At 72.3% G+C, this 14,095-nt stretch carries 11 protein-coding genes; 5 read left to right on the top strand and 6 right to left on the bottom strand.

Translation table 11 applies throughout. The features are described from left to right. Positions 1–43: 43 nt before the first annotated feature. A complete protein-coding gene (locus WMF11_RS28625; RefSeq protein ID WP_437972951.1) occupies positions 44–871 on the top strand; it encodes a GNAT family N-acetyltransferase in 828 nt (275 codons plus the stop codon). A gap of 244 nt (positions 872–1,115) precedes the next feature. Here WMF11_RS28625 and WMF11_RS28620 read toward each other — a convergent pair whose 3' ends face one another. The 3 genes from WMF11_RS28620 to WMF11_RS28610 form a co-directional block, all read right to left on the bottom strand. Then, positions 1,116–3,329, bottom strand: a complete 2,214-nt coding sequence (locus WMF11_RS28620; protein WP_437979354.1) for an anthranilate synthase component I — start codon at positions 3,327–3,329, stop codon at positions 1,116–1,118. Between the two features lie 31 nt (positions 3,330–3,360). Then, positions 3,361–5,574 (bottom strand): chorismate-binding protein, encoded by a 2,214-nt coding sequence (locus WMF11_RS28615; protein ID WP_437972950.1) that lies wholly within the window; start codon positions 5,572–5,574, stop codon positions 3,361–3,363. Positions 5,575–5,662: 88 nt separating this feature from the next. Next, a complete protein-coding gene (locus WMF11_RS28610) occupies positions 5,663–6,943 on the bottom strand; it encodes an isochorismate synthase (RefSeq protein WP_437972949.1) in 1,281 nt (426 codons plus the stop codon). Positions 6,944–7,673: 730 nt separating this feature from the next. Here WMF11_RS28610 and WMF11_RS28605 point away from each other — a divergent pair. Genes WMF11_RS28605 through WMF11_RS28595 form a run of 3 tightly spaced genes read left to right on the top strand, consistent with a single transcriptional unit; the run spans position 7,674 to position 10,919 of the window. Next, positions 7,674–9,077, top strand: a complete 1,404-nt coding sequence (locus tag WMF11_RS28605; protein WP_437972948.1) for an ABC transporter substrate-binding protein — start codon at positions 7,674–7,676, stop codon at positions 9,075–9,077. Between the two features lie 29 nt (positions 9,078–9,106). Continuing rightward, complete coding sequence (locus WMF11_RS28600) at positions 9,107–10,039, top strand: carbohydrate ABC transporter permease (RefSeq protein WP_437972947.1); 933 nt, start codon at positions 9,107–9,109, stop codon at positions 10,037–10,039. Between the two features lies 1 nt (position 10,040). After that, positions 10,041–10,919, top strand: a complete 879-nt coding sequence (locus WMF11_RS28595; protein WP_437902432.1) for a carbohydrate ABC transporter permease — start codon at positions 10,041–10,043, stop codon at positions 10,917–10,919. A gap of 37 nt (positions 10,920–10,956) precedes the next feature. Here the strand turns inward: WMF11_RS28595 and WMF11_RS28590 are convergent, their stop codons facing one another. The 3 genes from WMF11_RS28590 to WMF11_RS28580 are packed head-to-tail and all read right to left on the bottom strand — an operon-like array spanning position 10,957 to position 12,574. Beyond that, positions 10,957–11,493, bottom strand: coding sequence for a hypothetical protein (locus WMF11_RS28590; RefSeq protein WP_437541518.1), 537 nt, complete (start codon positions 11,491–11,493; stop codon positions 10,957–10,959). Beyond that, positions 11,490–12,197, bottom strand: coding sequence for a DUF4166 domain-containing protein (locus WMF11_RS28585; RefSeq protein WP_437972946.1), 708 nt, complete (start codon positions 12,195–12,197; stop codon positions 11,490–11,492). The genes WMF11_RS28590 and WMF11_RS28585 overlap by 4 nt, the downstream gene beginning before the upstream one ends. Beyond that, positions 12,197–12,574, bottom strand: a complete 378-nt coding sequence (locus tag WMF11_RS28580) for a hypothetical protein (protein WP_437739461.1) — start codon at positions 12,572–12,574, stop codon at positions 12,197–12,199. Before WMF11_RS28580 ends, WMF11_RS28585 begins: the two co-directional genes overlap by 1 nt. A gap of 282 nt (positions 12,575–12,856) precedes the next feature. Between WMF11_RS28580 and WMF11_RS28575 the strand changes: the two genes are divergently transcribed. Continuing rightward, positions 12,857–14,041 (top strand): hypothetical protein, encoded by a 1,185-nt coding sequence (locus tag WMF11_RS28575; protein WP_437972945.1) that lies wholly within the window; start codon positions 12,857–12,859, stop codon positions 14,039–14,041. Positions 14,042–14,095: the final 54 nt, after the last annotated feature.

Below are 14,095 nucleotides of genomic sequence, written 5' to 3'. Positions count from 1 at the left end.
CACCGTGTCACGCGAGCCCTGCTCGCAAATGAGGTGCAAATCCATGCCGAAGCTGCCGTACGCCGAGATCGCCCGGATCGAGGAGCGCCGGCTGGCGGTCGGCATCGCCGCCGTGGTCGCCTGCGCGGAGCCCATCGCGGGCGGGTGGATGGCCTTTGATGGAGAGGGCTCCTGGGGAAACTTCGCTGTCGGGCTCGGGCTCGATGGGCCTGTCTCCGGCGAGGAGCTCGATCGCCTCGTGGCGTTCTACGCGGCGCGCGGCGCGGAGCCGCAGATACAGGTCTGCCCCTTCGCGCACGGATCGCTGGTGCGCGGCCTCGCCGATCGAGGGTTCGTGCTGCGCGAGTTCGAGAACGTGCTGGCGCGCGAGCTCGCGCCGGACGAGGACCTCCGCGCGCTGGCGTCGTATGGTGGCCCCGGGGAGCTGGAGATCGTGCGCATCGATCCGGGCGACGCGGCGCAGGTCCGGGGGTTCATCGAGATCGCGACGAGCGGCTTCCGGCCCGAGGACGCGCCGATCTCGCCGGTGCTCTTCGAGATCACGCGCCGCGTGGTCGCGCACCCCGGATGCGACTCGTACCTGGCGCTCGTGAACGGCGAGCCCGCCGGCGGCGGCAGCGTGGAGATCTCCGGCGAGGGCGCCGCGCTCTTCGGCGCCTCGGTGCTCCCCCGGTTCCGCGAGCGCGGCATCCAGCAAGCGCTCATCGCCCGCCGCCTGGAGCGGGTGCGCGAGCAGGGTCGCCTGCTGGCGTGCATCAGCGCGAGCCCCGGCATCCCCACGGAGCGCAACGCGATGCGGCTCGGCTTCTTCATGGCGTACAGCAAGGGGATCTTCACGCGGCGGAGCGAGAGCCCGGAGGCGCCTGCCTGAGCCGCTCCCGGCGCCCCGGGCCTCGTCGAGGGCGGCGCACATTTCAGGTGTGCAGCGCTGTTCGTGCAGAACCGAAACAAACGCCCAGGACATCCGTGCGAATTGCCCGACCCTGACGGAAGTGCGTCATGGCACGCCTCATGCTGATATTCTGATTCAGCGCCGCTGGCGTGGCCTTTCCCCCCCGAGGCCCCGGCGGCGCTTTTTCATTTCGCCGCCAGCGCCCCGCTTTACCGCTCGACCGTCACCGCGCGGCGCCCCGTTGCAGCTCGGTCACCGCGTTCCTCACGAGCCGGAGCCCCACGTTGTCGTCCTGCGACAGGATCGACTCCGGATGGAACTGGACGGCTGCGATCGGCAGCTCCGTGTGCTCGATCGCCATCACGACCCCATCCTCGGTCTCGGCCGTGACCTTCAGCGACGCAGGGAGCGCGTCGCGCAACGCGTAGAGCGAGTGGTAGCGCCCCGCGCGGAACTCGCGGGGCAGCCCCTCGAAGAGGCGCCCGCCGAGCACACGGACCTGCGAGGCCTTGCCGTGCATCGGGTAGTCGAGGACGCCGAGCTTGCCGCCGAAGTGCTCGACCATCCCCTGCAGGCCCAGGCAGACGCCGAAGACGGGCAGCCGGCGCTGGAGCAGCGCCGCGAGCGTGCCCGAGAGATCGAAGTCGCTCGGCGTGCCAGGGCCGGGCGAGAGCACAACGAGGTCGGGAGCGTAGGCGTCGAGCTCCTCGTGAGGGAAGCCGGCGCGGAGCGTCATCACCTCGGCGCCCGTCTGCCGGAGGTAGTTGGCCAGCGTGTGCACGAAGGAGTCCTGGTGATCCACGAGGAGGACCTTGCGCGTGCCGCCAGGCACCGGCTGGATGGCCGCCGGAGGCGGCGTGGCGTCGCCGCGCGGCCTCCGGATCGCGTCGAGGAGCGCCGACGCCTTCACCTGGGTCTCGCGCTCCTCCTCGTCGGGATCGGAGTCGAAGAGCAGCGTCGCGCCGACCCGGACCTGGGCCACGCCGTCCTTGACGCGGATCGTGCGCAGCGTGAGCCCCGTGTTCATGCTGCCGTCGAAGCCGACGATGCCGACCGCCGCCCCGTACCACGCGCGCGGCGAGCGCTCGTGATCCTCGATGAACTGCATGGCCCAGGCCTTCGGCGCCCCCGTGACCGTGACCGCCCACGTGTGCGCCAGGAACGCGTCGAGCGCGTCGAAGCCGTCGCGCAGGCGGCCCTCGATGTGATCGACCGTGTGGATCAGCCGCGAGTACATCTCGATCTGCCGGCGCCCGATCACCCGGACGCTCCCCGGCACGCAGATGCGGGACTTGTCGTTGCGATCGACGTCGGTGCACATCGTGAGCTCCGACTCGTCCTTCGCGGACGCGAGCAGGCGCGCGATCTGCGCGGCGTCGGCGAGCGGGTCGCTGCCGCGCGGGATCGTGCCTGAGATAGGGCAGGTCTCGACGCGATTGCCCTCGACGCGGACGTACATCTCCGGCGAGGCGCCGATCAGATACTCGGCGTTGCCGAGGTTCATCAGGAAGCCGTAGGGCGCCGGGTTGCGCTCGCGCAGGCGGTAAAACAGCTCGGTGGGCGCGACCGGGCACGGCTCGTAGAGCGTCTGCCCCGGCACGACCTCGAAGAGATCGCCCCGCTTGAAGGACTCGCGCGCCAGCCGGACGAGCTCGGCGTACTCGCCCGGCGCGTACTCGTTCTGGGGCGCGCGGTCGGCGCCGACGTAGGCGTGCGTCGCGCCCTCGCGCGGCAGCCCTTCGGTCGAGCGATCGCCGTACTTCAGCTCGTAGCGCGTGCGCGTCGCGCGCTCGCGGCGGTGGTCGACGGCGATGATCTCGTCGGGGAGGTAGAGGACGAGATCCCGCTGATCCGCCGGGCGCTCCAGGCGGAGCCGGATGGGCTCGAACTGGAAGGCGAGATCGTACGCGAACGCGCCGTAGAGCCCGAAGAGCGGGTCGCCGGGGACCCCGAAGAGCTCGATGAGCCGGCGCAGCACCGAGAAGATGGACGGCTGCCGGCTGCGCAGCTCCTCCGGCACCCGCTCGCCCGGCGACCGGACCGCGCCGACCACCTCGTCGCCGCGCCGCTCGAGGGCCGCGACCGCGTCGAGATCACGGAGGGCCTCGTCGATGGCGGGCAGCAGCACGCGCCCGCGCTCGTTCAGCGCGGTGAACCGGAAGTCGCGGCCCCGGGAGACGAGCACGAGCGGCGGATCGACGAAGCCGATGTCCCAGCGCGTGTACCGGCCCGGGACCTCGTAGCTGGACGCCAGGACCACGCCGAGGTGGCTGTCGAGCGCCTCGACGATGGGCTGGATGGCGCCGTCGACGGCGAGGTCCTCGACCGTCCGCCGCACCGCGACGCCCCTCCGCGTAATGTTGCTCTCTCGTTTCACGACCGCGTCTCCTTCTGTGCGATGAGTATACGCGGTGCGGCATGCGCGCCGTACCGGCATCTTCGCCGCGTGCATGGTTCCGTCGGGCGCGTCATCCGCGCTGCGCGCTCGTGGCGCGTGCGTCCCGCGCGGGCGCTCGACCGGCGTCCGCGGCGCGCTCCGCGAGGTAGATCGCGCGGAGCAGGGGGAAGCTCTTGACGAGGACCTCCTCGTATTCGGCCTCCGCGCTCGACTCCGCGACCACCGCGCCGCCGCTGCCGAAGCTAAGCCCGCGGCCGTCGGCGACGAGGGTCCGTATGGCGATGTTCATGTCCATGGGGCCCTCGTACGCGAGGTACCCGATCGAGCCCGTGTACACGCCCCGCGCGCGCCGCTCCAGCGCGTCGATGATCGAGATCGTCCGGTGCTTCGGCGCGCCGGTGATGGACCCGCCGGGGAAGCACGCCTCGAGCGCGTCGAGCGCGCCCTTCCCCTCGCGCAGCGCGCCCGTGACCACCGAGGAGAGCTGGAGCAGGGTCTCGTGCTCCGTGATCCGCTGGAGCGCCTCGACGTCGATCGAGCCCATGGCGCAGACGCGGCTGAGGTCGTTGCGGACGAGGTCGGTGATCATGAGGAGCTCGGAGCGGTCCTTGTCGCTGGTCGCGAGGTCGCGGCGCAGGGCCAGGGTCTCTTCCTCGGTGGCGCCCTTCGGTCGCGTCCCCTTGATGGGCTCGCTGCGCACCCGCCGCTCCCGGTCGACCGCCAGGAACCGCTCCGGCGAGGACGAGAGCACCGCGCCCTCCGGCAGCCTGAGGAACGCCGAGAACTGCGCGGGGTTCGTGCGGCGCAGGACGCGGTAGAGGGCGAACGGATCCAGCGAGGTCCGTACGTGGAACTCGTTCGTGAGGCACACCTCGTACGTCTCGCCCTCGCGGATCTCGCGGAGGATGGCCTCGATGGCGTCGAGGTGCTCCCGGCGCGAGAGGCGCGGCGCGTGCGCGATCCGGTCGGCGAAGCTCTCCGGGACGGGCGGCAGGAGCGGCTCCGAGAGCGACGGGAGGCCGTGGAGGCGCGCCGCGATCTCGTCCAGCCATGGCGCGGAGGGCGGCGGCGCGGGCTCGTCGGCGTCGATCGCGTCGATCGCGTCGATCGCGTCGATCGCGTCGATCGCGTCGATCGCGCACGCGTATACCGTGCGCTCGACGTGGTCGAAGGCCAGGAGCCGCCGCGCGATCATCATCGCGCTGTCCGGGAGCGCGCGGCGCGGGTGGGCGGACGCGCCGAAGCCGAGGTGCTCCTTGAGCTCGTAGCCGAGGTAGCCCACGAGGCCACCGGTGAAGTGGAAGGGTAGACCGCTCGGATCGAGCGATATCGAGGCGAGCTCCCGCCGGAGCGCGACGAACGGGCTCCCCTCGGACGTGGTCGAGGTGAAGGCGTCCCCAGGGCCGCCGGCGCTCCACCGCGTCACGGCGGCGCCGCGGCTCTCGATCGCCTCGGTCGCGCTCCCCATGAACGAGAAGCGCCCGTCTCGGCCCGTCGCGCTCGAGTCGAGCCAGAAGGCGTAAGGAGCCGCGGCGAAGAGCCCGGCGAAGGCCCGCTCGGGATCGACCCACGGGAGCCGGAGGTGACGCACGCGCCCGCGTCGCCGCGCGCCCGGCGCGCAATCGCCCTGCGCGCCTGCGGAGAGGCCCGGCGCGGGCGCGATCCGGCGGAGCGCCGCGCCCCTCCGGTCGCGCGGCGTGTTCATGGCGATATTCCTGAAGTTGCTGATGATTTTCTTGCCGTGCTCGGTGCCGATCGACTCGGGGTGAAACTGCACGCCGTAGAACGGCCGGTCCTTGATCTTGAGGGCCATGATGAGCCCGTCGCCGCGCGTGCGCGCGGTCACCTGGATCTCCGCTGGCAGCTCGCTGTCGCCGACGATGAGCGAGTGGTAGCGCACCACCTGGAACGGGCTGGGCACGCCCTCGAACAGCCCTGCGCCGTCGTGCTCGATCTCGACGATCTTGCCGTGCATGACCCGCGGGGCGTGCTGGACGCGCCCGCCGAAGCGCGCCGCGAGCCCCTGGTGGCCAAGGCAGACGCCGAGGATCGGCGTCCCGGTGAGGGCCTCGATCACCTCGGCGCAGACGCCGAAATCGGCCCGTCGCTCCGGGCGGCCGGGGCCGGGCGAGAGGACGATGCTGTCGAGCTCCAGGCCCTCGATCTCGGCGAGCGAGAGGCTGTCGTTCTTGACGATGATCGGCTCCTCGCCGCTCACCTCCCAGAGGTACTGCCCGAGGATGTGGGTGTACGAGTCGTAGTTGTCGATGAGGAGTGTCTTCACGGCGAAGCTCGCCTCGGGGCTCGCGTCGATGCAGGCGAGCCGGCGCGGATCCCGGCTCGGGTGAGGCGCCCCGGCGGCGGGCGCGGCATCAGGGGCGGATGATGGCCGCGAGCATGGCCTGGAGCTTGAGCTGCGTCTCGACCAGCTCCGCCTCGGCGTTCGAGCCCGCGACGACCCCGACGCCCGCGACCATCCGCGCGCGCGCGCCGTCGACCGTGGCGCTGCGGATGCCGATGAACCAGTCGCCGTCGCCGCGGGCGTCGACCCAGCCCACGAGCCCCGCGTAGAGCCCGCGCCGGATGCCCTCGTGCGCGCCCAGCCAGGCCTCCGCCGCCTCGCGCGGCGTGCCGCACACGGCGGGCGTCGGGTGAAGCCGCGCGGCGAGCGTGAGGGCGTCCGGCGCCGCCTCCGCGAGCTGGCCGTGGATCGGGGTGCCGAGGTGCATCACGTTGCGGAGGCTCAGGATCGACGGCTCGCTGGGGACCTCGAGCGACGCGCACTCCGGCGCGAGTGCGGCGGCCACGGCGTCGACAACGAAGCGGTGCTCGCGCTGGTCCTTGGCCGAGCGCCGCAGGACCTCGGCGAACCGGCGGTCGGCGTCGACGTCGGCGGAGACCGCGTAGGTGCCTGCGAGGGGGTGCGAGGAGACGGCGCGCCCGCGGCGCGAGAGCAGGAGCTCGGGGCTCGCGCCGAGGAAGCCGTCGACATGGAAGATCGCGCACGAGGGGTAGAGCGCGGTCAGGCGGCGCAGGACCTCCTCGACGACGATGGGGCGGTTCGCCTCGACGTCGACAGCGCGCGCCAGCACGACCTTGGAGAGGGCCCCCTGCTGGATGTCGGCCACCGCGCGCGCGACGCGCCCGCACCACTCCTCGTGCGGGAGCGCGGAGCGGAGCGTGAAGCTGTCGGGCGAGCGCCGGTGGCCCTCGGCCCGCTCCAGGTGCGGCGCCGGGGCGGCGCCCTCGCCGATGGTCGTGACCCACGCGGTCCCGTCGGGGGCCGCGCCGACGATCTGGGCCGGCACGACGAGCGCGGCCGGCTCCGTCCGGTCGAACGGCAGGGCGCCGAGCGCCACCGGGCCGCAGCCCGGGCGGCCCACGGCGTCGGCGGCCTCGATCGACGCGAGCGCCTCCTTGATCCACGCCACGCCGCCCTCGATGCCGTGCGGCAGCTCCAGGCGGGCGGCGACCCCGTGCGCGACCAGCTGGGTGCCGGGGTGGAGCCAGACGCGCGCGCCGTCTCCCATGAGCGACGAGACGCCGCCGGGCAGCTTCGCGAGCGTGTCGGCGTCGAGCCGGAAGGTGCGGGCGACGAGCCGCGCCGCCTGGCGGGGGGCGTCGGCCGAGGAGGAGAACGTCAGGGGAGTCATGCACCGCCGTGCGCAGGCCGGTTCGGGCTCGTCCTGCTCGGCAGGACCAGCCTGGAGCCAGCAGGCCACGAGCCCGCGGCACCGTGCCGGATCGCGAGCGCCGGCCACGCAGCATCGGCTCTACCGCCTCCGGAAAGGCTCCGCAAGCGCAAAGCAGCCCACGTTCAGGGCGCCTGCGACGCGCGCCTACCGCTGAATTGCCGCTGAAATTGCGCTTCGAGGCGAGGTGGTGGCGTCGGCGCGCGCGCCCCCGCACCCGCGCACGTATTGCGCGCGTTGTCTCCGCGCGACGCAGGCGCATCGCGTTTCGTCTCACCTCATCTCGCCGCCAGCGCGCGTCGTGTCGGGTCTCGCCGCCAGCGCTGCTGTCTCGTCTCACCCCACCTCGCCGCCAGCGCGCGTCGCGTCTCCGCGCTTCGCGCCGCGCGCCTTCGCGACGCGCTGTGTGCGGCGCGCCGCGCGCCGTCTGCTGTGCCGCGCTGCCAGCGATCGGCGAGCAGAGCAGTGCCGAGCAGCGCGCGCTCCGTCCCGTCTGTGATCGACGGCTCATTCCTGGGCTTTTTACCCCTGGAGAGGCGGCGCGATCCCTTGCCCCCGAGCGCGCATCTGGTCGATGCTGCCGAGGGCACTCGCCCTTCGCGGCGCGGGCGTGAGCGGCGCGTCTCGATAGCTCTGCCGGCCACCGGGAATGCGAAAATTCTCCAGAACATAGCTCAGAAAGGATCCTGCGATGGACCCCACTCGGCAGCATGATCTCCGCGCATGGCGAACCGCAGCGCTGATCTTCTTCGTCCTCGGGCTGTGCGCCTGCCGCGGAGACAAGAGCCCGCCTGCCCGCGAGAACCCCCCTGGCGCCGCGGCCGCGACGGCGGCCGCGGTGTCGGAGGCGCCGGGCGAGAAGGCGATCAAGGCGCAGCCCCCCGCCGTGCCGAACGCCGCCGAGGCGAAGCGATACGCCGGCAGCAAGCTCAAGTATTACAGCGAGCCGGTGGGCGTGGGCGCCGAGCTCGACAGGGTGATGATCCAGCAGTTCCAGAAGGACACCGGCATCGAGGTGACGATCATCCCCCGTCCCAAGGACGCGACCGAGACCTACTCCGTCTACCAGCGCCTCTTCCAGGCGCAGTCCGGGGACGTCGACGTCATGATGCTGGACGTCATCTGGCCCGGCGCCTTCGCGCAGAACCTCGTCGATCTGAGCGAGAAGCTCGGCGAGGCGGCGAAGCAGCACATCGAGAGCATCGTCCAGAACAACACGGTCGACGGCAAGCTCGTGGCGATGCCGTGGTTCACCGACTTCGGGCTGCTCTACTACCGCACCGATCTTCTGGAGAAGTACGGGTATCAGAAGCCGCCGGAGACGTGGGACGAGCTGGAGCAGATGGCGAAGAAGATCCAGGACGGCGAGCGGGCGGCGAGCCCGAACTTCCTCGGCTTCGTCTGGCAGGGCAAGGCCTACGAGGGGCTGACCTGCAACGCGCTGGAGTGGATCGCCTCCCACGGCGGCGGCGCGATCATCGAGCAGGGCAAGATCACCGTGAACAACCCGGAAGCCCAGAAGGCGCTCGCGCGCGCCAGGGGCTGGGTGGGCTCGATCTCCTCCGCCGGCGTGACGAGCTACGAGGAAGAGGACGCGCGCAACGCGTTCCAGGGCGGCAACGCCGCCTTCATGCGCAACTGGCCTTATGCCTACGCGGCGGGCAACGCCGAGCGGTCGCCGATCAAGGGCAAGTTCGCGGCGGGCCCGCTGCCGCACGAGCCCGGACAGAAGAGCGCGGGCACCATCGGCGGATGGCAGCTCGCGGTGTCGAAGTTCTCGCCGAACAAGGACGCGGCGATCGAGCTCGTCCGCTACATGACGAGCCCCGAGGCGCAGCGGTTCCGCGCGACCGCGGGCTCCTTCCTCCCGACGATCCGATCGGTGCAGCAGGACGCGGAGGTGGTGAAGTCGCTGCCCTTCCTGGCGAGCGCGAAGGACATCGCGCTCGTGCCGCGCCCCTCGAACAGCACCGGCGCCCGGTACAACGAGGCGTCGATCGCCTTCTTCCAGGGGGTGAGCCAGGTCCTGCAGGGCAAGGAGCCGAAGGCGGTGCTCGGGCAGGTGGAGCAGCGGCTCACGCGCGCGCTTCGCTGACGCCGCACGCTCGCGAGAACGGATATCCCATGAGCATGCCGGCGAACCCAGCGGCCACGAGCGCGGCGGCCCCTCCAGACCACCCGTCGCTCGACGCGCGGCGACAGCGGCGCGCCTGGCTGTTCCTCCTGCCGACGCTCGCGGTCGTCGCGTTCATCGCCCTCTACCCCCTCGCCGAGACGTTCTACCTGAGCTTCACGAACGCGCGCCTCGGCACCGGGGAGCCGGCCAGGATCATCGGGGCGCAGAACTACGTCGATCTCGTGCGGGACAGCTACTTCCACGACGCGGTCCTGCTCACGGTGCTCTTCACGGTCGTCACCGTGCTCGGCGAGCTCGCCCTCGGGCTCGGCGTCGCGCTCGTCGTCAACTCCCGCTTCAAGGGCCGCTCGGCGGTGCGCGCGGCCATGCTCATCCCCTGGGCCATACCGACCGTCATCTCGGCCCAGATGTGGAAGTGGATGTACAACGACGTCTACGGCGTCTTCAACGACCTGCTCGTCAACCAGCTCGGCGTCCTGGACCGCAACATCGCCTTCGTCGCCGATCCTGCGGTGTCGTTCTGGGCCGTGGCGCTCATCGACGTCTGGAAGACGACGCCGTTCATGGCGCTCCTCCTCCTCGCCGGGCTGCAGCTCATCCCGCACGATCTGTACGAGGCCGCGCGGGTCGACGGCGCGACGGCGCTCCAGCAGTTCACCCGGATCACGCTGCCGCTCCTCAGGCCCGCGATGCTGGTCGCGCTCATCTTCCGCACGCTCGACGCGCTCCGGGTGTTCGACGTCTTCTTCGTCATGTTCGGCAACCGGCCGGACATGCAGACCATGGCGACGTACGCGCAGCAGACCCTCGTCAGCGTCTCGGACATCGGCTACGGCTCGGCGATCTCCGTCGCGCTCTTCCTCATCATCGCGGTGTTCATCATGATCTATCTCGCGGTGTTCCGCGCCGAGGAGGTGTGAGATGAGCCGCGCTTCGCGAGGCGCAGGGCGGCGGCGTTCGCTGGGACAGCGCGCCTTGCGGGCCCTGCTCTACCTGCTCGTCGCCGCGGTGCTCGTGTTCACCGTCTTCCCGTTCGTCTGGGCGTTCGTCTCCTCCATCAAGCCCGACGACGAGCTCTTCACGACCCCGGTCCGCTACTGGCCCGGCCGCGCGACGCTCGACAACTACCGCCTCGTGCTGGCGAACGGCGAGTTCCAGACGGCGCTCCTGAACAGCGTGATCGTCGCCGTCTCGGTCACCGCGGTCTCGCTCGCCGTGGGCTCGCTGGCCGCCTACGCGCTGGGGAGGTTCCGCTTCCGAGGGCGCAGCCTCGTGCTCTACGTGGTCCTGGGGATGACCATCTTTCCGCAGATCGCCGTCCTCGGCGCCCTGTTCCAGATGATCAACTTCTTCAAGCTGTACAACCAGCTCCCCGCGCTGATCCTGACATACCTCATCTTCACGCTCCCCTTCACGGTGTGGGTGCTGACGGGCTTCATGAAGGCGATCCCACGTGAGATCGAGGAGGCGGCCTACGTCGACGGCGCGACGCACTGGCAGGTGTTCACCCGGGTCATGCTGCCGCTCTCGGTCCCCGGGATGGCGACGACGGGCATCCTCGCCTTCATCGCCGCCTGGAACGAGTTCCTGTTCGCGCTCTCCTTCACCCAGACGCCGGACAAGCGCACCGTGACCTACGCGATCCAGGCGTTCTCGACGACGAGCAGCGGGCTCTACGAGATCCCCTGGGGGCAGACCATGGCGGCCTCCATCGTCGTGACCGTGCCGCTCGTGGTGCTGACGCTGGTCTTCCAGCGGCGGATCCTCGCGGGGCTCACGGCGGGCGCGGTGAAGGGCTGACGGCGCGTCGGGCGGCGCGCGCGGCGCGGGCGGCGGCTCACGCGCGCCCCCACGGGAAGCGCAGCCAGCGAGGCCCGTAGGCGGCGCCGAGGTCGCGCAGCCCCGAGAGCAGCACGCCTGCGGCCATGAGCGGCAGGATCACGCGGAGCGAGAGCGGCGCGTCCCAGCGGGAAAAGCCGGTGGGGGCGTGCGCCCAGCGCCAGATCTCGGGGACGAGGTGGGCGAGCGCGCCGCCGTAAATGATGCCCATCACGGCGTGCATCACCCGCTCTCCCGGGTAGACGCCGCCGAGCGGCCTCCGGACCGTGTCCTCGACGACGAAATCGCGGAGCGTGATCGCGATCTCCGCGAGGAGCAGCGCCGCGAGCGCCCACGCGGCGAGCCCCTCCCAGCGCACGAACGGCAAGGAGGCGAAGAGCACCGCGTACAGGAGATCGCGCGCGCCGTGGAGGACAAGCTCGGGCGCCGTGCCCGGCACGCCGCCGGGCAGGCGCGCCCGCCACTCGTGGTAATAGAGCGTGTCGAAGGCGCCGAGCGCGCCCTGCACGGCGAGGAGCACGAGCGCCGTGATCATGCGTGGGGCTCCGGCGCGCGGGGCTCCGGCGCTGACAGCGCGGTCGATTCCGGCGTGGACCCGCCGGCGCGAGCAGGCGGCGCCTCGCCGCCCGGCTCGTTCGCCACGCGCCCCTCGTACGCGACGAGCAGCCCGGCGACCGGCGCGAAGATCCGCACGTCGACGTGGACCTCGTCCTGGAGCGGCCCGGCCCGCCCCTCGATCCGCGGGGCGAGCCACCGGGGCAGCGGGAGGCCGAGGCGGCGGAGCCCGAGCGTCGACCGCACCTGCTCGAACACGAGCGCTCCGCCCTCGGCGCGGAGCCGGAACCAGCACTGGACGAGGCCGAGCCCCTCCACCAGGAGATCACCCGCGCACCACTGCGAGGAGAAGAGCGGGCGAACCCCGAAGGTGCGGAGCCACCGCTCCCCGTCGCCCGCCGGCTCGACCGCGAGCGTCACGGCCACGTCCTCGGCCGCCTCCGGCATGCGCAGCAGGCCGGCGACCAGGCGCGCCGCGAGCCCCCGGCCGCGCCGCACGCGGAAGCGGCCGCGAGCGCGCACGCCGCCCGCGTGGAGGCGCTGCACCGGCGGCGCGAGCGCGGCCCACGCGGCGCCGAGGAGGGCAGGGTAGAGAGCAGGCGCTGGAACACCCCGCGCCGCGCTCGAGCAGGACGCGGGCGCTCCCCGGGGTCGGCTGTCCGGCTCCCCGGCGGAGCCGCGCATCAGGCGTCCTCTGGGAGCATCTCCCGCGGCACCGCAGGGCTCCTCGGGGCGACGGCCGCGTCGGCGAGATCGCGGATCTTGACGATGATCGCGTCGTCCGTGTCGCTCCGGGCCTCCTCGCAGTACGACCGGATCTGCCAGAGCAGCTTGCGGGTGCGCCGCAGCTCGAAGACGAGCCACCGGGTCTCCGGCTTCGCCTCCTGGGGATGGCGCTCCAGCTCGACCTCGATCTCGCGGATGCGCTCCTCGATCTGCTCTCCGGTCGGGAGGATGCGGCCGTTTCCGTGACAGTCCTTGCACAGATAGGGGCCGGAGTCCGTGTTGATCTCGCCTTCGCCATAACAGCTCGCGCACGTCACCAGCTCGTAGGAGTTCATGCGGCGCACTCTATCCGATCCTGCGCCGTGCTCGCGACCGGCGTCGCCGTCGTTCGATCGGTCGATCGGTCGCGCCACGGGCGGCGGCGTCGTGCGCTCCGGCGTGGCAGGCGGTGACGCCACCGCCATGGAACGCGCGCCGTCGCGACCGGCGTCTCCCGCGGGCGCCGGGGGCCTGGCCGTCTGGCGGTCTCGCCCTCGCAGCGATTTCGCCCAAGGCCACAGAGCTCTGCGCGTCCTAATTCCGCTTGCGCCGTTCCTTGCGGTAATGGGAGGCATCCTGTGACCTGCCCTCATCCCTCGCGTCGGGGCGCGCTGTGCGTCCTGGCCGTGTGCGCCTTTTCCCTCGGTTGGCCGAGCGTCGTCGCGGCCGCCCCGCTCCCGCGGCTCGCGGTCCAGCGGGCGCCCGCTGCGGCCGACTGCCCGGACGCGCCGTCGCTCGCGGTCGCGGTCGAACGCGTGATGGAGAGGCGGGCTCTCGACCCGGTGAGCACCGCCGGCCCGCCCTCCGGCGCCGGCGACCCGCCGGCGAACCCGGGCGGCGCCCCTCCTGGCGACACGTCAACGAACGCGGGGAGCGCCCCTCCTGGCGACACGTCAGCGAACGGGGGCGGCGCCCTGGCGAGCTCGGGCGGGGCGACCGAGCTCGAGGTCCGCTTTCTCCACGACGGCGCCACCTACACCGCCGTCCTTCAGGCAGGTGGTCGCACCCGGCAGCTCTCGTCCGAGGTGGGGGCGTCCTGCGGCGAGCTCGTCGAGGCGGTGGCGCTGACCCTTGCCATCCTGCTCGACAGCGATCCGCCTGCGCCGGCCCCTGTCGCGCCTGCGCCCGCGCCGGCAGCGCCCGCGCCCGCTCCTGTCCCGCCCGCGGTGGCTCCTGTCGTGCCGGCGCCGCCGCGTCCTCCGCCTCGGGCGGCGCGCGGGGACGTCTCGATGGAGCTCGGCGCCGCGCAGACCGTGGGCATGCTCGATCCCTTCCGGGCGGCCGTGATCGCCGATGTCTCCCTGCGGCGCCGCGGGTGGTCGGCAGGCGTCGGCGGGGTATGGCTGCCCCCCCAGGACACCGAGCTCGCGCCGGGCGTCGTCTCCCTCGGGCTCGGCGCCGCCACGGCGCGCGGCTGCGCGACGATCGCCGGCGATCTCGACGGCCTCCGGCTCTCGGCCTGCGCGGCGGCGGTGCTGGGCGCCGTGTACGGCTCCGGCAAGGGGTTCGCCCCGGACCGGGAGTCCTCCGCGCCCTGGTTCGCCCTCGGCGGTTCGGCCGTCGCGGAAGGGACCCTCCTCGGCTCCAGCGCGCTGGGCTGGTCCGCGCGCGCGACGCTCCTCGCGCCGGTCGCGCGGGCGCGCTTCACGGTCGAGCGCCCCGCGGGCGGCGAGGACGGCGCGCCCCTGACGCAGGACGTGGCGCTCGACCCTTCCCCGGTGGGGCTGCTCGTCGGCCTGAGCGCCCGCGTGTCGATTTTTTGATGGCGAGCCACGGGACCCGCCACGGAGGCGATGGGCATGGCGAGAAGCGGCAGG

This window comes from Sorangium sp. So ce295, from assembly GCF_051527405.1.
GTDB lineage: Bacteria > Myxococcota_A > Polyangia > Polyangiales > Polyangiaceae > Sorangium > Sorangium cellulosum_B.
This window is presented reverse-complemented; position numbering and strand designations above follow the sequence as displayed.